Genomic DNA, 17,554 nt, shown 5'->3' on the forward strand with positions numbered 1-17,554 from the left:
GCAGGCCGGGCCCTGCCGGCCCGGCGTCAGCTTATTTCGGCGAACGCCTCCACCGCCTGGATCTTGCCGGTGACGATGATGATGTCTCCCTTCGCGATCATGGTCTCGGCGGTCGCGTGGGTGAAGCCCTCGCCCGGGCGCTTGATGCCGACGATCGTGACCCCGTGCCTGGATCGCACTCCGCTTTTGCCCAGCGGGACGCCCGTGATGCTGTCGGGCGCGACGGTCTTCACCAGGGCGTAGTCGTCGTCGAACTCGATGAAGTCGAGCATCCGGCCCGTCACGAGGTGGGCCACCCGCTCGCCCATCTCGTGCTCCGGCAGCACGACGTGGTGGACCCCGAGCCGCTCCAGGATCTGACCGTGCTGGCGACTGATCGCCTTCGCCCAGATGTTGGGGACGTTCTCCTCCAGAAGGTTGGAGGCGATCAGGATGCTGGCCTCCATGTCCGTGCCGATGCCGACCACCGCGCTGGTGAACTCGTGGACGCCTAGCTGGCGCAGGACCTCGGGGTCCGTGCAGTCGGCGACCGCGGAGTGCGTGAGGGTGTCGCTGTGTCGCTGGACGAGCTGCGGGTCGGTGTCGATCCCGAGCACGTCCCAGCCACGCCGGGTCAGCTCCAGGGCCAGGGAACTGCCGAACCGGCCCAGGCCGATGACCGCGACCCGCTGGTCGCTCATCTCGGGGTACTGCTGGGCGAGCCGCTTGCGGCGGCGTCGACGCAGGTTGTGCAGGTAGTTACCCAATGACGGGTCGCTCCTCGGGTAGCTGGTAGCGGCGGGTCCGCTCGCGCAGGGCGAGCGCGGAGACCAGAGTGACCGGGCCGAGTCGCCCGACGAACATGAGCAGGATGAGCACGAGCTGTCCGCTGTCCGGGAAGTCGGCCGTGATGCCGGTGGACAGTCCGACGGTGCCGAACGCGGACACCGCCTCGAACAGGACGGCTTCCATGGGGGCCGGGGACACGTTCAGCAGGACGAGCGTGGCCGTGATCACCAGCCCGACGGCCAGCAGGGCGACGGTCAGGGCCTGGCGCAGCACGTGGGGGGCCAGACGCCGGCCCATGACGGTGGAGTTCGGCTCGCCCCGCACTTCCGCCCAGATGGCGGCGGCCAGGACCGCGAACGTGGTGACCTTGATGCCGCCTGCCGTGCCCGCGCTGCCGCCGCCGATGAACATCAGCGTGCAGGTCATCAGCAGGGTGGAGGCATGCATGGCACCGATGTCGACGGCATTGAACCCGGCGGTGCGGCTCATCGCGGAGTGGAAGAAGCCGTTGAGGACCTTCTCGTCCCAGTCGAAGCGCCCCAAAGTACCGGGGTTGGTCCATTCCAGGAGGCAGGTGAGCATCGTGCCGGCCATCAGCAGGACGAGGGTGGTCAGCAGGGTCATGCGGGTGTGCAGCGTCCATGTGCGGCGCCCGGTGAGCCTTCTGCGCGTCCGGTGTCGCAGCAGCTCAAGGAGGACCGGGAAGCCGAGCCCGCCCAGAATGACCGCCAGGGCGACGGGCAGTGTCACCCAGGGGTCCTGCGCGTACGGGGTGAGGCTGTCGACGTGGAGCCCGAAGCCCGCGTTGTTGAACGCCGAGACCGCGTGGAAGAGCCCGGAGTAGGCCGACTCGGCAATGGGCCGGTCGTAACCGAACCGGAAGCGCAGCGCGAGCCAGCCCCCCACCGCGAGCTCCACCGCCAGCGTGGTCCCGGCGACGCCGATCAGGACACGGCGCACGTCGCCGATGCCGAAACTCTTCGTCTCCGCCGCTGCGGTCAGCTGCATGCGCAGCCGCAGCTTGCCCGAGACGAGCAGCGCGAGGAGTGAGGCCATCGTCATGATGCCGAAGCCGCCGACCTGGATCAGCGCGAGGATCACGCCCTCGCCGAACCCGCTCCAGTACGTCCCGGTGTCGACCACGACCAGGCCGGTCACGCATACCGCGGAAGTGGAGGTGAACAGGGCGGTCACGAACCCTGTCGCCCCGCCCTCCTCCGAGGAAACCGGCAGCATGAGCAGGAACGCGCCCAGCAGGATCACCGCGCCGAAGGCCATGGCCAGGGTCCGGGCCGGGTGCACGGCGAACAGCGACCGCCGCACCCTCGTCAGCTGCCCAGCCACCAGTCGGCCTCCCTCGCCTCACCGCTTCACAGCCGGGGGCGTATCGAACCCGTCAACGAACCGGCGGCGGTCACCCTACCCGGACACTCCTGACCAGGCAGCGGACGGCACGAGGTACCTCTCCGAGAGGTGCTCAGAACTTCCCCGGACGCATCACGACCGCCACCAGGTAGCCGACCAGTGACAAGGCCACCACGAGTCCGACCCAGTTCTCCTCGCTCATAGCGATCAACTCCCTTGTGCTGCGGGCTGCCCCGCCCGAATTCGACCGGCTCAGGAAAACACGCGGGCCACCCTCTCCGGGGGAGCGTTGACGTCCTTCTTCCGTCGGCGGGAGCGATTCTGACGCCACTTTGACGCGTTTCGGCATGATCCGTCAGAGCACCGTCAAAGCCGTACGCGCAACGCGGACCGCGCGCACGGAAGCCCGTAGGTTCCCTCTCGGCCGCTCAGTGCCGTGGACGTCAATGGCCTGACCGTCCCGGGCCGCGAGGGCGCGGACGACCTCCCATCCGGCCCGGAGTCCTTCATGGACCGGATGATCGCCCTCATCGAGGGCGCCGAGCGGCAGAAGACGCCGAACGAGATCGCCCTCAACATCCTCCTCTCGGCGCTGACGATCGTCTTCCTCCTGGTCGTGCTCGCACTCCAGCCCATGGCCGGGTACGCGGGCGCGGCCCAGTCCACCACCGTCCTCGTCGCCCTGCTGGTCACCCTCATCCCGACGACGATCGGCGCGCTCCTCTCCGCCATCGGCATCGCCGGTATGGACCGCCTCGTCCAGCGCAACGTCGTCACCCTGTCCGGTCGCACCGTGCTTGTCACCGGAGCGACGTCCGGCATCGGTTACCAGACCGCCCGGCTGCTTGCCGAACGCGGCGCAATGGTCCTCGTGCACGGCCGTACCGCCGAGGAGGCGCACGCCGCCGTGGACCGGCTCGCCACGCTCTCCGACGCGCCCGCCGACAGCCTGTGCGCCGTCGGGGCCGACTTCTCCCGCCTGGAGGAGGTCGAGCAGCTCGCCGTCCGGGTCCTGACGGAGCACCCGCACCTGGACGTGCTCGTGAACAACGCGAGTCCTACGCTGCCGCCCTGAATCCTGACGGGTTGCTGACGGCGGCAGGTCCCGTGACGTGGTGGACGTGCTCCCTGGCCAGCCGGAAGCCGGCGGTCCAGGCGAGGAGGCGGCTCGGGCGGTTGTCGCGGGAGCAGGTCCAGGTGGCTCGGTGGCCTCGGGCAGTGACGTCGGCGGTCAGGCCGGTGACGCAGGCCAGTGCGAGGTGTCGGCGGCGCTCGCCCGGCGCGGTGGCGCAGGCCAGGTCCTCGTAGCGGCTGCCGAGGAAGCGGGTGCAGGCGAGGGCAAGCACCTGCTCCTTGCGGAACGCGGCCCAGCCAAGTCCGGAGGCGGCGAGAGCACTGGGCCCGCCCCAACTGCCGTGGATCCAAGCCATGGCCGGGTCCATCGCCGCCAATGCCGGTGCGTCGACCGCGCTGAGACGCCTGACGGTCAGCCCCTGCGGCACGCGCGGTGGGAAGGACGTGGGGGCGCTGTGGAGGTAGAGCATCCGTTCCCAGGTGCGGAGGTGAGTGAAGGCCGCGTCGAGGACGGGCAAGAAGCGGTCGGGGGCTTACGAGCTGCGGCGCGATCCGCTCAGCCGTCTCCAGCTCGGTGAGGGCCTTTGCACGGTTCCCGTCCCACAGCCAGGCCCGTGCGAGCGACAGCGGATCACGGGGATGAGGAACACCCCACGTCGCATACCGCCGGAGGCAGCCAGTGATCACCGTGACCGTCCTCCACCCTGGAACCACGGGCGCGGCGATCACCGCCGAGATCGTCGCCGGCGGCCATGAGGCACTGTCGGTGACCAAGGGCCGCAGTGAGAACACTTGGCTCCGCGGGAGAGAAGCCGGTGCCACCACGTGCGACTCGCTCGCGGAAGCGCTGTAGGGCTGATGGCGTTGACATCGACGTACACCCCCGCGAAGCCGTGTGCAGCCACCGCCGTCGCAATGTCCTCCGCCGCCTGTGGTGGGCAGACCGAGAGAACGACCGCGCTTCGGGAAGCCGTGTCGCACGCCCCTCGCCTGGCGGCTGACCGAAAACGGCACCGTCGACGACTGTGGAGCCGGGGCGGATCTCCTCGGCGATGCGCCGTACTCGTTGCGTACAGGTCCAGGACACGCTGGGCCTTGACGCGGAAGTCCAGGTCGCGGATGAAGATCCAGGACCGGTACTGCCAGGGCTTGAGCGCGTCCTCGCGCAACCAGCGGCGCACCGTGGACGCGGAGACGGTATCGGTGATCCCGCGCGCGGTCAGCTCGGCGGCCAACTCCGGGCAGGACCAGCGCGACAGCGGCACGCCGGTCTCGGCGGGTAACTGGCAGGCCAGCGCCTTGGCCTCGGCGACCTGCACTGGAGTGAAACGGGCCGGGTGCCCGGAGCGCTTGCGGTCGACCAGGGCCGGCAGCCCGCCGTCGGCGAACCGGCCCCGCCAGGTCCGCACGGTGTCCAGGTGCAGGCCGGTCTCCCGGGCGATGCGCGCGTTGGCGCGCCCCCGTGCCGCGTGCAGCACGATCGCGGCCCGCTGCCGGGTCTGATAGGGGGTCTTGTGGCCGTAGGCCGACTTCTTCAACCGCTCGCGTTCGGCGTTGGTCAAGGTGATCGGGCGAGCGAGGGCAACGGGCATAGTGGGCAGACCGATCGGGAGAGCGGATCCAAGGGACCGCAGCCTGACGTGAGGTTACGAACCGTCCGAACTCTCCGTGAACGCGGTGGCGTGGTCGGCGGCCCACTGGCGAAACGTTCGCGGCGCCGTTCCGAGGATGTCGGCAACCGCAGTGGTGACGTACGCGGGCTGTCCGACCGCCGCGCTCCACGCGGCGAGCAGCATGCCAACGACCGAACTGGGCGCCGCGCCCTCCGACAGGCTCCGGAACTCGTCCGGCGTCATCTCCTCGAATGCGATGCGGCGCCCCAGGGCGTCACCGATGACGCTCACCTGCGCGGCTTGGGTCAGCGACTCGGGACCGGTAAGGACGTAGTCGCCTCCGACGTTTCCGTCCTGATAGAGCGTCCGCGCCGCGACAGCTGCAACGTCGCGGTCGTCGACCGGTGCCGTCTCGGCAGCGCCGTAAGGCCACCGGACGGCCTCGCCGGCCCGGATCGCGGGCGCCCACCAGGCCAGCGAGTTCGACGCGAGCATCCCCGGCCGGATGATCGTCGACTCGAGTCCGGTGGCCGCGATGAGCCGCTCGATGTCGGCGTGCATCGCTGCCATGGGATTGGGCTGCTGGAAGAAGGGGTGCGGTGTCTGGTGCGGGGAGGAGAGGAAGACGACCCGCTGCACGTGGGCTGCCATCCGCTCGACGACAGCCGCGGCGGTCTGAGGCGGGGCGGTCCAGACGAAGAAGACCGCACCGGCGCCACTCAATGCCGGGTCGAGCGATTCGGGCACGGTGAGGTCGCCTGTGAAGACCTCGACCTTCGCCGGCAGCGTCGCCGCCGCCTCGGAGCGATGCGTGAGGGCGCGGACCGGCACGCCGGCGTCGAGAAGCTGGTCGATGACGACGCCGCCGACTCGGCCCGTCGCCCCGGTGACGAGCACGGGAGGGATGTCTGGCTGATTCATGCCGCCATGAAAATGTTACTCGGTTAAAAAAGCAACTCAGTCACGAATGTTATGGTGGTCAGATGAGCGAGCCGACGGGACTGCGGGCCCGCAAGAAGGCGCGGACGCGCGAGGCCATCGGCGACGCGGCCGTCTCACTGTTCCTGGAGTACGGCTTCGACCGCGTCTCAGTCAACGACATCGCCGCAGCGGCCGACATCTCCAAGCCGACCCTCTTCCGGTACTTCCCCACCAAGGAAGACCTGGTGCTGCACCGGTTCGCGGACCACCTGGGCGAGGCGGCCCGTGTCGTACGTGCCCGCAGGTCCGGCCTCAAGCCGGTGACGGCGCTGCACCGGCACTTCCGGGCCGGCCTCGACCGGTACGACCCCGTCACCGGCCTCAACGATCATCCCGAGGTGGTGGCGTTCCATCAGCTGGTGTTCACCACACCGAGCCTGGCGGGACGGCTCACCCGGTACCAACTCGAGGACGAGGAGGCACTGGCGGACGCCCTCGGCGAAGGCATCCAAGCACGCCTGCGAGCCGCCCAGGTACTCGCGGTCCGACGGGTGCTCGCCCGGACCAACTGGCAGAAGATCGCCGACGGTCGAACCGCCCACGACGTCCACCCCGAGGCCGTAGCCGACGCCGACCAGGCATTCGACCAACTGCGGTGACAGGCGACGCCCCGCTCAAAGAAGCTCCGCGGCCCGGTACACGCGTTGCCACGGGCCCAGCCAGGCCACCTCCGCGGATGCTGGCGGTCACCGCCTCGTCGGAGACAGGTCGCTGGCATGGTCGCGATCCAGTAGTCACGGAAGGTGCCGGGGACGCGGCCAGATAGCTCGCCATCAGGTTGACGCCGGTGGGAATCTGAACTGACCCCTACACCACAACAGTGCAGGCAACCCCCGAAGGATCTCAAGCGCCGACCACTTAGTCGTGGAGCGGGTGACGAGAATCGGACTCGCGCTCTGAGCTTGGGAATCAACGGTTCTTGGTCAACCAAAGCGGCTCTGACCTGCATGTTTGACCGGGTCGGGCGAGGTTGGTGTGGTCTCTGGGCGCCGTGCTTGACCGCTGTTGTCCGCTCCGAAGGGCACGGATGGGGCACGAACGCGGTCACTGTGGGGAAACGGCCCTTGGTGTGTCACGCCCAAGCGGTGATGAGGTCGTCGGGGGTGAGGCTGAGGATGCCGTTGGCGCTGCTTCCGCTACGGGTGACGGCGAGCAGGGGGGTGGAGTCGTCGGTGCCGGGCAGTTGTGAGCGGTGGGTGACGAGTCGGGCGAGATCGCGGTTGTCGAAGGGTTTGTTCTCCAGCCACTTGATGGATCCGACGAAGGTGATCTTCTTGGCGATAGGAGATCGGTCGGCGCCGACGAGGTCGATTTCAGGGTCGTTGGTGCGGGTCCAGTAGCCGCCGATCACGTTGGTGGCCTCGGGCAGCCGGTCGTCGGTCAGGCGCCACAGGGCCTCGCGGATCACAGGTTCGACGGCGCGGCCCCGCCAGGACGTCCAACTGGTGCGGATCGATTCGAGTACCCGGTCTCCACGCCCGCGCTCGATCATGGGGATGCCGGGCCCGAGGAAAGAGAGCCAGAAGCGCAGGTATGGATCGGCGACGTGGTAGCGGCTCTCGCGGCTCGGCCTGGTGGACAGCGGAAGGTCGGCCGCCACCATGCGTCGGCTGGTGAGGAGCTCCAGGGAACGTTTCAGAGAGCCTGGATTGAGGCCGCCGGCTGCCCGGCCGATCAGGGTGAAGGTGCGTTCCCCGTGTCCGATGGCACTCAGCACGGTGCGGGCCTGTGCCTCTGTGGGGAACTCGGCGGCCAGAGTGCGCTCGCCGCTGACGAGGAGGGCGGACGTCGGACGGGCCAGCGCCTGCTCCAGGTAGTCCCAGAGGGTGGCACCCGGAGGCCATTCCTCAAGGACGAGCGGGAGGCCGCCAGAGACCAGGAAGGCGTCGAACGCCTCAGCCGGCGGGAGGTCGAGCATGGCGGCGACCTCGGTCGGATTGAGCGGAGGTACGACCATCTCGGTGCCACGCTGGTAGAAGGGGCGACCGTAGGTGTTCAGCTGCTCCATCATCGCGATGTCCGAGCCGATGAGGACGAGCAGTACGGGGAGCTTGGACAACGTCCGGTCGAATGCCTTCTGCAGCGCGCCCTCGAAAGTGGGGTCCTCGCGTACGAGGTAGGGCATCTCGTCGAGCACGACCACGCTGGGCGTGTCCTGAGGCAGGACACTGGCGAGCAGGCTCAAAGCCGCGTCCCAGGTCTGCGGGGTGGCGAAGTCCGCGACGCGGCCGGCGTCGGGGAGTGGAGAGACGGCGAGCTCGGCGGCGAAGCCTGCCAGGTCCTCGGCCTTCGAGCCGCCTACTGCGGTGAAGAAGACATGAGGAAGCCCGGAGCGTTCCAGGAACTCCTCCACGAGCCGGGACTTGCCGACGCGTCGGCGCCCTCGGATCAGTACGGCGCGCCCGGGCCGCCCGCTGCGTCCGCCGGTCCGTACAGGGGTCAGTAGGTCATCAAGAAGGCCGAGCTCCGTACGACGCCCAACGAATCCGTTCACAGGTTCCACCTCGCCGATCGTTCATCCTCTGCAGGGCAGGTTACTTTCCTCAATGAAAGTTGCGCAAATGCAAGGCTCTCTCGTAGTTGTTGCCGACGTCCCGTGAGACTGGGAGAAGATCAAGGCCGGCTTGCATGCAGCGGGCCCGTGTTATGGCACGCCAACTCGACGGCGCCCGGGGGTGATCGGCGTCAGTAGCGGGCGCCGGGTGCCGGGAGGTGTGCGTGACGGGGCTGCGTCCGCGCACCTCCGGCAGTCAACGCATGCCGACGCGCCGGACAGGCCTCGCCTTGTGGATGTTGTTTGAAGCCAGGCTCGGGGTGTGATGGCCGGGTGGAAGTGCGCTGAACAGCGGGAAGAGGGGCAAGGTGCGGAGGTGATACGGGATGGTCAGGCCGGTCTGAACAGCAAGAAAGCCCCCGGCCGCCGGCCTGGGGCTTCTTCATGGAGCGGGTGACGAGAATCGAACTCGCGCTCTGAGCTTGGGAAGCTCATGTTCTACCATTAAACTACACCCGCGAGGCGTGCCGATGATCGGCAGTGCATCGCCGCACACTCTACCCCATGGCAGGCCCCCGGTGCGTTCGCCGCGGGGTCCCTGTGGTGTTCGACGGCATGGACGCGGGTGCGGGGACGGGGAGTTGGGGGCGTAGCGTGGGTGGGCGGAGTGCCGCGTGGATCGGCGTCCTGTTCATCCCCTAATGTGGCGGTCTCGTCCAAGGCTTGGTTGGGGAAGGGACTTGATGGAGTCGATGGAGCGCACCGTCGTCCGCTGTGCCGAAGGGCACGTTTTTGCTACCTCGTCGTTCCCGATGCAGCAGCTCGGGTCCGACCGGATCGGTCCCGGGCGGCTCCTGCGCTGTCCGCGCTGTGCCCGGTTGCGGCAGGCCGTTCCGGTAGGGAGCGAGCGGCGGTAGCAGGTGGCAGGGGCAGGCGCGCGGGGCGGTCCGGTGGGGGCGGGCTCGCGCGTTCTGCGTATCCTCGGTGCGTGCTTCTCTCAGATAAGGACCTCCGGGCCGAGATCGACGCCGGGCGGGTTCGCATTGACCCCTTCGACGCTTCGATGGTGCAGCCCTCGAGCATCGACGTGCGGCTCGACCGCTACTTCCGGGTGTTCGAGAACCACCGCTATCCGCACATCGATCCCGCGGTCGAGCAGGTGGACCTGACGCGCACGGTCGAACCCGAGGGCGACGAGGCGTTCATCCTCCACCCCGGTGAGTTCGTGCTGGCGTCGACGTACGAGGTCATCACGCTCCCCGACGACCTCGCCTCGCGGCTGGAGGGGAAGAGCTCGCTGGGGCGGCTCGGGCTGGTGACGCATTCGACGGCCGGCTTCATCGACCCCGGGTTCTCGGGCCACGTGACGCTGGAGCTGTCGAATCTGGCGACGCTGCCGATAAAGCTCTGGCCGGGCATGAAGATCGGTCAGCTGTGCATGTTCCGGCTGACCTCGCCGTCGGAGTTCCCCTACGGCTCCGAGCGGTACGGGTCGCGGTACCAGGGGCAGCGGGGGCCGACCGCCTCGCGTTCGTACATGAACTTCCACCGGACCCAGGTGTGATGCGGCATGGCCGGTGAGGCGCGGGAGAACCTGACGTACGAGGGCTTCGGGCTCGCCGTGCGGGAGCTGGCCCAGGCGGTCGCCGACGACGGGTACGAGCCCGATGTCGTGCTGAGCATCGCGCGGGGCGGGGTCTTCGTCGCAGGCGGTCTGGCGTACGCGCTGGACTGCAAGAACATCCACCTCGTGAACGTCGAGTTCTACACCGGGGTCGGGACCACCCTGGACATGCCCGTCATGCTGGCGCCGGTGCCGAACGCGATCGACTTCACGCGGAAGAGGGTCCTCATCGCCGACGACGTGGCGGACACGGGCAAGACGCTGAAGCTGGTGCGGGACTTCTGCATCGATCATGTCGCCGAGGTGCGCAGCGCGGTCGTCTACGAGAAGCCGCAGTCGCTCGTGAAATGCGAGTACGTGTGGAAGAAGACCGATCGGTGGATCAACTTCCCGTGGAGCGTCGAGAAGCCCGTCGTGCGGCGTACGGGGCAGGTTCTCGACTCGTAGGGCCCGTCCCTGGCCCCGACGAAGACGGAAGAAAGGGCTCGGTGCCGTGAGGCGCCGGGCCCTTCCTGGTGTCCGGTCGGTCAGATCGTGCCGAGCTTGATGATCGAGAGCAGTGCGATCAGCTGGATCGCTGAGGCGCCCAGCGCCTTCGGCCACGGCAGGTCGTGCGACTTGCTCACCATGGACGTGAACAGCGCTCCTGCGGCCAGCCAGGTGATCCAGCCGAGGATCTGCACCAGGGAGTTCTCGCCGCCGAGGAACAGCGCGAAGATCAGACGGGGCGCATCCGTGATCGACATGATCAGCATGGACAGGCCCACGGTCGGCTGCCAGGAGCCCGTGCCGCCGAGCTGGCGGGCCAGGGTATGGGTGACCGCGCCGAGGACCAGCCCGCCGATGACGAAGCCGATGCCCGTCATGATCACGTACGGAGCGGCCGTGGAGACCTCCGCGTGGATCGCCTCGTCGCGGGCCTGGTCGAAGCCGAAGAGCGCGAGCAGCCCGTAGACGAACGTGACGACGAGCGCGGTACCCCAGACGGGGTGGTCACGCATCTGCCAGAACGTCGGCCCGGGGCGCAGCACGACGCCGCTCAGCAGCTGCTTCCAGGGCAGCCGCGGGCCGGAGGGCTCGGCGGGTGCCTGGCCGGCCTGGTAGCTCCCGTCGCCGTACGGGGTCTCGTCGATGCTGAACGCCTGGGTGTGCCCCGGGGCGTTGGCATAGGGGTCCTGTTGCGGGGGCCGGTGGTACGGGTCGCCGAAGTACTCCGGCTCGCCGTGCCCGCCTCCGTGTCCGCCGGGTCCCTGTCCGTTGCCGCCGCCCTGCCCGCTGCCGTACGGGGCGCCCTGGGGGCCTCCGTACGGCGCGCCGCCGCCACCCGAGGGCGGCCACGACGGCTGGCCGTACGGCGGCGGTGGTGCCTGCGTGCCGTACGGCTGCTGTTGCTGCGGGTGTTGCTGCGGTGTGCGGTTGTCCCGGCCGCGTCCGATCCTGAATCCAGCCACGCGTCGAACGTACCTGGTCCGTGTGGGTGCGGTGTGAGGGCCGGGGAACACGGGCGCCTTTGCGGCCTAGCTGTGACATCCACCAGGGGAAAACCCCGAGGGGTCTGCGGGGCCCGGCCGGGGGCCGCCGCACCTGCCGGCCCCTCGGCGCGCCCCGCCGTCGTACCGCGCCCGCGCCCGCCGCGGGTCCCGGACGGACGGAAGCGGCCGGTCCTGCCCCCGAGGCAGGTCCGGCCGCTTCCGTCTGAGGGAGCGCGTGTTACTTCACGGGCTCGGGTTCGGGCCGGCCCGCCGTCTCCGCGTCGTCCGCGGGGTCGGCGGGGGTCTTGACGGACTCCAGGAGCAGCTGCGAGACGTCGACCACCTGGATCGACTCCTTGGCCTGCCCGTCGTTCTTCTTGCCGTTGACCGAGTCGGTCAGCATGACGAGGCAGAACGGGCAGGCGGTGGAGACGATGTCCGGGTTGAGGGAGAGGGCTTCGTCGACGCGCTCGTTGTTGATGCGCTTGCCGATCCGCTCCTCCATCCACATCCGGGCACCACCGGCGCCGCAGCAGAAGCCGCGCTCCTTGTGGCGGTGCATCTCCTCGTTCCGCAGGCCCGGGACCTTCGCGATGATCTCGCGCGGGGGCGTGTAGATCTTGTTGTGACGGCCCAGGTAGCAGGGGTCGTGGTACGTGATCAGACCCTCGACCGGCGTCACCGGGATCAGCTTGCCCTCGTCCACCAGGTGCTGGAGCAGCTGCGTGTGGTGGATGACCTCGTACTCGCCGCCGAGCTGCGGGTACTCGTTCGCGATCGTGTTGAAGCAGTGGGGGCAGGTCGCGACGATCTTCTTCGTCGACTTCGGCTTCTTCGTCCCGGGCTCGTCCTCGTCCTCGCCGAACGCCATGTTCAGCATCGCGACGTTCTCCTGGCCGAGCTGCTGGAACAGCGGCTCGTTGCCGAGGCGGCGGGCCGAGTCACCGGTGCACTTCTCGTCGCCGCCCATGATCGCGAACTTGACGCCCGCGATGTGGAGGAGCTCCGCGAAGGCCTTCGTCGTCTTCTTGGCCCGGTCCTCGAGGGCGCCGGCGCAGCCGACCCAGTACAGGTAGTCGATCTCGCTGAGGTCCTCGACGTCCTTGCCGACGATCGGGACCTCGAAGTCGACCTCCTTGGTCCACTCGACGCGCTGCTTCTTGGCGAGCCCCCAGGGGTTGCCCTTCTTCTCCAGGTTCTTGAGCATCGTGCCCGCCTCGGACGGGAACGCGGACTCGATCATCACCTGGTAGCGGCGCATGTCGACGATGTGGTCGATGTGCTCGATGTCGACCGGGCACTGCTCCACGCACGCACCGCAGGTGGTGCAGGACCACAGCACGTCCGGGTCGATGACGCCGTTCTCCTCGGCGGTGCCGATGAGGGGGCGCTCGGCCTCCGCGAGGGCGGCCGCGGGAACGTCCTTGAGCTGCTCCTCGGTGGCCCGCTCGTTGCCCTCCATGTCCTTGCCGCCGCCCGCCAGCAGATACGGGGCCTTGGCGTGCGCGTGCTCGCGCAGGGACATGATCAGGAGCTTCGGGGAGAGCGGCTTGCCCGTGTTCCACGCCGGGCACTGCGACTGGCAGCGACCGCACTCGGTACAGGTGGAGAAGTCGAGGATGCCCTTCCAGGAGAACTGCTCGACCTGGGACACACCGAAGACGTCGTCCTCGCCCGGGTCCTCGAAGTCGATCTCCTTGCCGCCCGAGGTCATGGGCTGGAGCGCACCGAGCGCGACCTCGCCGTCGGCGTTCCGCTTGAACCAGATGTTCGGGAAGCCGAGGAAACGGTGCCAGGCGACACCCATGTTGGTGTTGAGCGACACCGTGATCATCCAGATCAGCGAGGTGCCGATCTTGATCATCGCGGTGAAGTAGATGAGGTTCTGGAGCGAGCCGAGGGCGAGTCCCTTGAAGGCGAGCACCAGGGGGTACGAGACGAAGTACGAGGCCTCGTAGCCGTCCACGTGGTGGATCGCGCCCTCGAGACCGCGCAGAACCAGGATCGCCAGGCCGATGACCAGGATGATGTACTCGACGAAGTACGCCTGCCAGGCGATCGAGCCTGTGAAGCGCGACTTGCGGCCGGCCCGCGAGGGCAGGTTCAGCAGCCGGATGGCCATCAGGGTGACGATACCGAGCACGGTCATGATGCCGATGAACTCGATGTACATCTCGAACGGCAGCCAGCCGCCGACGATCGGCAGCACCCAGTCGGCCTGGAAGAGCTGTCCGTACGCCTGGAGCAGCGTCGGCGGCAGCGTCAGGAAGCCGATCGCGACGAACCAGTGGGCGAAGCCGACGATTCCCCACCGGTTCATCCGGGTGTGGCCGAGGAACTCCTTGGCCAGGGTGATCGTGCGCTGTTTGGGGTCGTCGGTGCGGCTGCCTGCCGGTACCGGCTGTCCGATACGGACGAACCGGTAGATCTGCGCGACGGCTCGGGCGATGAGCGCAACGCCGACGACCGTCAGCACCAGCGACACGATGATCGCGGCGAGTTGCATTTGGGGGCTCCTCGGGCCTGCGAGGGTGGGATCCAGCTCGTACAAGGAACTACTAAGCAGTAACTTAATCAGTCTGTGCTGACACTATCCACTTATTCCGCCACGCTGTAGCCGGGCAGGCGGTGATCTGTGTCGCCCAGGTGAGCCTTTCCCGGGCGGACGAGGGTACGCGCCGCCGTGCGCAGCTGGATCTGTGCGGACCGCGCCAGGATCGCCAGGTCGAGACCCGTTCCATGATGCTCCGCGTAGTGCGCGTCGAGCAGGGCGGGTTCGTCCCACGGCATTCCGGAGCGGGCGCGCACCTGGGCCAGGCCGGTCAGGCCCGGGCGGAGCTCCCGCCGCCAGCGGCCGGCGGCGGGCCCGGAGACCTCCGGATCGTCGGGCGCCAGCGGGGCCGGGCCGACCAGCGAGAGCTCCCCGCGCACGACGTGGGGCAGCCGGGACAGCAGGTCGAGCCGGAGCCGCCGGGTGCGCAGCGAGCGCAGTTCGAAGGTGCGGCCGCCGAGACCCGTCCGGATCTCCCGGCTCAGCACCCCTCCGGGGCGGCGGCCCGCCCGGAGCGCGAGGGCGAGTGCGGCGAGGGTGAGCAGGGGTGCGGCCAGGATCAGCAGAACCGATCCGAGCGCCAGGTCCAGGCTCCGTTTGACCGTCATGGCGGCCAGGCGCGCCGAGATCAGGTCGGCGGCGCGCCCGGCCGCTCGCGCCGCCGCGGGATGCCTCGTCCCGCGTACCGCGGTCCGCCTCGCGTTCTGCATCGCACCTGCCCGGAATCCGTGACGTGCCGTTTATGACCGTCTCGCCGCATTTTGTGACAGAACGATCCCACGGTGCGATGGTGGGTCGGGGGTGTATGGCGTGACAGGAGTGCGGGGTGTCGCGGGTGCTGTGCCCGGACGGCGCTGCTTCATTCGCGTAGGAGTCATATAAAAGACCAGGTGGGGGTAGGTGTGAGCACCTTAGTTGAGTCGATGTGGCTCAGGTCCTTTGACTCCGGGGCCGGTGTCATGCATCCTTGAGTCAGATCCACTCAAGTAGTCAGTTGGAGGAATCGAAATGGCACGTGCGGTCGGCATCGACCTGGGCACGACTAACTCCGTCGTCAGCGTTCTCGAAGGCGGCGAGCCCACCGTCATCACCAACGCCGAAGGCGCCAGGACCACGCCGTCCGTCGTCGCCTTCGCCAAGAACGGCGAGGTGCTCGTCGGCGAGGTCGCCAAGCGCCAGGCAGTGACGAACGTCGACAGGACGATCCGTTCGGTCAAGCGCCACATGGGCACCGACTGGAAGATCGAGCTCGACGGCAAGAACTTCAACCCGCAGCAGATGAGCGCCTTCATCCTGCAGAAGCTGAAGCGCGACGCCGAGGCCTACCTGGGCGAGAAGGTCGCCGACGCGGTGATCACCGTTCCGGCGTACTTCAACGACTCCGAGCGTCAGGCGACGAAGGAGGCCGGTGAGATCGCGGGCCTCAACGTCCTGCGCATCGTCAACGAGCCGACGGCCGCCGCGCTGGCGTACGGGCTCGACAAGGACGACCAGACGATCCTCGTCTTCGACCTCGGCGGCGGCACCTTCGACGTGTCGCTCCTGGAGATCGGTGACGGCGTCGTCGAGGTGAAGGCCACCAACGGCGACAACCACCTCGGTGGTGACGACTGGGACCAGCGCGTCGTCGACTACCTGGTGAAGCAGTTCGCCAACGGGCACGGCGTGGACCTGTCCAAGGACAAGATGGCTCTGCAGCGTCTGCGCGAGGCCGCGGAGAAGGCGAAGATCGAGCTCTCGTCCTCGACCGAGACCACGATCAACCTCCCGTACATCACGGCGTCGGCCGAGGGCCCGCTGCACCTGGACGAGAAGCTCACGCGCTCCCAGTTCCAGCAGCTGACCGCCGACCTGCTGGAGCGGTGCAAGACGCCGTTCCACAACGTCGTCAAGGACGCGGGCATCCAGCTCTCCGAGATCGACCACGTCGTTCTCGTGGGTGGCTCGACCCGTATGCCGGCCGTCGCCGAGCTCGTCAAGGAGCTCACGGGCGGCCAGGACGCCAACAAGGGTGTGAACCCGGACGAGGTCGTCGCCATCGGCGCCTCGCTCCAGGCCGGTGTCCTCAAGGGCGAGGTCAAGGACGTCCTGCTTCTCGACGTGACCCCGCTGTCCCTCGGTATCGAGACCAAGGGAGGGATCATGACCAAGCTCATCGAGCGCAACACCACGATCCCGACCAAGCGTTCCGAGATCTTCACGACGGCCGAGGACAACCAGCCGTCCGTGCAGATCCAGGTCTACCAGGGCGAGCGCGAGATCGCGGCGTACAACAAGAAGCTCGGGATGTTCGAGCTCACCGGTCTGCCGCCGGCCCCGCGCGGCGTGCCGCAGATCGAGGTCGCCTTCGACATCGACGCCAACGGCATCATGCACGTCGCCGCCAAGGACCTCGGCACCGGCAAGGAGCAGAAGATGACCGTCACCGGTGGCTCCTCGCTGCCGAAGGACGAGGTCAACCGGATGCGTGAAGAGGCCGAGCAGTACGCGGACGAGGACCACCGCCGCCGCGAGGCCGCCGAGTCGCGCAACCAGGGCGAGCAGCTCGTCTACCAGACGGAGAAGTTCCTCAAGGACAACGAGGACAAGGTCCCCGGCGACGTGAAGACGGAGGTGGAGACCGCGCTCACCGAGCTGAAGGAGAAGCTCAAGGGCGAGGACACCGCCGAGATCCGCACCGCCACCGAGAAGGTCGCGGCCGTCTCCCAGAAGCTGGGCCAGGCGATGTACGCCAACGCCCAGGCCGACGGTGCGACGCCGGGTGCCGACGCCCCGGGTGACGCCGGTGCCAAGGCCGACGACGACGTCGTCGACGCCGAGATCGTCGACGACGAGAAGGACACCAAGGGCGGTGCGGCGTGACCGAGGAGACTCCGGGCTTCGACGAGAAGCCTGACGTCCCCTCCGGCGCCAACTCCGACGAAGTCGAGCCGAAGGACGCCGCCTCCGAGGAGGAGGCGGCGGCCCCGGCCGGGGACGTACAGCAGACAGCGGCTCTGACGGCTCAGCTGGACCAGGTCCGTACGGCGCTCAGCGAGCGCACGGCCGACCTCCAGCGGCTCCAGGCCGAGTACCAGAACTACCGCCGCCGGGTGGAGCGGGACAGGGTCACCGTCAAGGAGCTCGCTGTCGCGGGACTCCTGACCGACCTGCTGCCGGTGCTCGACGACCTCGGCCGGGCGCGGGAGCACGGCGAGCTCGTCGGCGGCTTCAAGTCGGTCGGCGAGTCGCTGGAGACGGTGGCCGCCAAGCTGGGCCTCCAGCAGTTCGGCAAGGAGGGCGAGCCCTTCGACCCGACGATCCACGAGGCCCTGATGCACTCGTACGCGCCGGACGTCACCGAGACGACCTGCGTGGCGATCCTGCAGCCGGGGTACCGCATCGGGGAGCGCACCATCCGTCCCGCGCGGGTGGCCGTGGCGGAGCCGCAGCCGGGGGCGACGCCCGCGGCCGCGAAGGAAGAGAAGGCAGACGACGAGGAGAGCGGTGGCACCGAGGAGGTCTGACGTCGAGTCCGACCACTGCGGCCGGCTCGTTCACGACCAGGCGGGCGCGGGAGCTCCGGCCGCAGATCGAGGGCGTCGTCGAGTCCGCCCTGGACACGGTGGCGCA

14 protein-coding genes, 1 tRNA gene and 3 pseudogenes are annotated in these 17,554 nt (G+C 68.6%); 6 read left to right on the plus strand and 12 right to left on the minus strand.

Annotated elements, in window-relative coordinates; translation table 11 throughout:
- Window positions 1-26 precede the first annotated feature (26 nt).
- From AB0F38_RS23815 to AB0F38_RS23825, 3 genes are all read right to left on the minus strand, one after another.
- Window positions 27-746, minus strand: a complete 720-nt coding sequence (locus AB0F38_RS23815; RefSeq protein ID WP_361896836.1) for a TrkA family potassium uptake protein — start codon at window positions 744-746, stop codon at window positions 27-29.
- Window positions 739-2,112 carry a potassium transporter TrkG gene (locus AB0F38_RS23820; protein ID WP_361896839.1) on the minus strand — a complete coding sequence of 458 codons (1,374 nt, stop codon included), beginning with the start codon at window positions 2,110-2,112 and terminating at the stop codon, window positions 739-741. The genes AB0F38_RS23815 and AB0F38_RS23820 overlap by 8 nt, the downstream gene beginning before the upstream one ends.
- Before the next feature lie 133 nt (window positions 2,113-2,245).
- The gene (locus AB0F38_RS23825) at window positions 2,246-2,335 is read right to left on the minus strand and encodes a potassium-transporting ATPase subunit F (RefSeq protein WP_361896842.1); all 90 of its coding nucleotides are present in this window, start codon (window positions 2,333-2,335) and stop codon (window positions 2,246-2,248) included.
- Between the two features lie 297 nt (window positions 2,336-2,632).
- On the opposite strand from AB0F38_RS23825, the pseudogene AB0F38_RS23830 reads away from it, so the two are divergent.
- Window positions 2,633-3,208: pseudogene (locus AB0F38_RS23830) on the plus strand (SDR family NAD(P)-dependent oxidoreductase); the annotation flags it as partial.
- Here AB0F38_RS23830 and AB0F38_RS23835 read toward each other — a convergent pair.
- From AB0F38_RS23835 to AB0F38_RS23850, 4 genes and pseudogenes are all read right to left on the minus strand, one after another.
- On the minus strand, window positions 3,192-3,725 hold the full coding sequence (locus AB0F38_RS23835) for a GNAT family N-acetyltransferase (protein WP_361896845.1): 534 nt from the start codon (window positions 3,723-3,725) through the stop codon (window positions 3,192-3,194). The pseudogene AB0F38_RS23830 and the gene AB0F38_RS23835 overlap by 17 nt on opposite strands.
- A 333-nt stretch (window positions 3,726-4,058) precedes the next feature.
- A pseudogene (locus tag AB0F38_RS23840) lies at window positions 4,059-4,175 on the minus strand (phosphogluconate dehydrogenase); the annotation flags it as partial.
- Between the two features lie 210 nt (window positions 4,176-4,385).
- Window positions 4,386-4,799, minus strand: a pseudogene (locus AB0F38_RS23845) (helix-turn-helix domain-containing protein); the annotation flags it as partial.
- A gap of 54 nt (window positions 4,800-4,853) precedes the next feature.
- Entirely contained in the window at window positions 4,854-5,717 is an 864-nt protein-coding gene (locus AB0F38_RS23850) for an NAD(P)H-binding protein (RefSeq protein ID WP_361896848.1), read from the minus strand.
- 86 nt (window positions 5,718-5,803) lie between these two features.
- Here AB0F38_RS23850 and AB0F38_RS23855 point away from each other — a divergent pair, with 86 nt between their 5' ends.
- The gene (locus AB0F38_RS23855; RefSeq protein WP_361896851.1) at window positions 5,804-6,400 is read left to right on the plus strand and encodes a TetR family transcriptional regulator; all 597 of its coding nucleotides are present in this window, start codon (window positions 5,804-5,806) and stop codon (window positions 6,398-6,400) included.
- Window positions 6,401-6,873: 473 nt separating this feature from the next.
- On the opposite strand, the gene AB0F38_RS23860 is transcribed toward AB0F38_RS23855, so the two are convergent.
- The gene (locus AB0F38_RS23860) at window positions 6,874-8,295 is read right to left on the minus strand and encodes an ATP-binding protein (protein ID WP_361896854.1); all 1,422 of its coding nucleotides are present in this window, start codon (window positions 8,293-8,295) and stop codon (window positions 6,874-6,876) included.
- A 445-nt stretch (window positions 8,296-8,740) separates the two neighbouring features.
- A tRNA-Gly gene (locus tag AB0F38_RS23865) sits at window positions 8,741-8,814 on the minus strand.
- Between the two features lie 469 nt (window positions 8,815-9,283).
- Here AB0F38_RS23865 and dcd point away from each other — a divergent pair.
- Together dcd and AB0F38_RS23875 are read left to right on the plus strand one after the other, a co-directional pair.
- Window positions 9,284-9,859: a dCTP deaminase gene (dcd, locus tag AB0F38_RS23870; protein WP_361896857.1), complete on the plus strand. Its 576-nt coding sequence runs from the start codon at window positions 9,284-9,286 to the stop codon at window positions 9,857-9,859.
- Between the two features lie 6 nt (window positions 9,860-9,865).
- Window positions 9,866-10,366, plus strand: coding sequence for a phosphoribosyltransferase (locus AB0F38_RS23875; protein WP_361896860.1), 501 nt, complete (start codon window positions 9,866-9,868; stop codon window positions 10,364-10,366).
- Window positions 10,367-10,446: 80 nt separating this feature from the next.
- Here the strand turns inward: AB0F38_RS23875 and AB0F38_RS23880 are convergent, their stop codons facing one another.
- From AB0F38_RS23880 to AB0F38_RS23890, 3 genes are all read right to left on the minus strand, one after another.
- Window positions 10,447-11,370: a Yip1 family protein gene (locus AB0F38_RS23880; RefSeq protein ID WP_361896863.1), complete on the minus strand. Its 924-nt coding sequence runs from the start codon at window positions 11,368-11,370 to the stop codon at window positions 10,447-10,449.
- Window positions 11,371-11,629: 259 nt separating this feature from the next.
- Window positions 11,630-13,897 carry a (Fe-S)-binding protein gene (locus AB0F38_RS23885; RefSeq protein WP_361896866.1) on the minus strand — a complete coding sequence of 756 codons (2,268 nt, stop codon included), beginning with the start codon at window positions 13,895-13,897 and terminating at the stop codon, window positions 11,630-11,632.
- Window positions 13,898-13,989: 92 nt separating this feature from the next.
- Window positions 13,990-14,652, minus strand: coding sequence for a sugar transferase (locus AB0F38_RS23890; protein ID WP_361896869.1), 663 nt, complete (start codon window positions 14,650-14,652; stop codon window positions 13,990-13,992).
- Window positions 14,653-14,950: 298 nt separating this feature from the next.
- Here AB0F38_RS23890 and dnaK point away from each other — a divergent pair, with 298 nt between their 5' ends.
- Both dnaK and grpE read left to right on the plus strand, forming a co-directional pair.
- Entirely contained in the window at window positions 14,951-16,804 is a 1,854-nt protein-coding gene (gene dnaK / locus AB0F38_RS23895) for a molecular chaperone DnaK (protein WP_361896872.1), read from the plus strand.
- Window positions 16,801-17,448, plus strand: a complete 648-nt coding sequence (gene grpE, locus AB0F38_RS23900) for a nucleotide exchange factor GrpE (protein WP_361896875.1) — start codon at window positions 16,801-16,803, stop codon at window positions 17,446-17,448. The genes dnaK and grpE overlap by 4 nt, the downstream gene beginning before the upstream one ends.
- Window positions 17,449-17,554: the final 106 nt, after the last annotated feature.

This window comes from Streptomyces sp. NPDC025273 (assembly GCF_040638585.1).
Lineage (GTDB): Bacteria > Actinomycetota > Actinomycetes > Streptomycetales > Streptomycetaceae > Streptomyces > Streptomyces cinereorectus.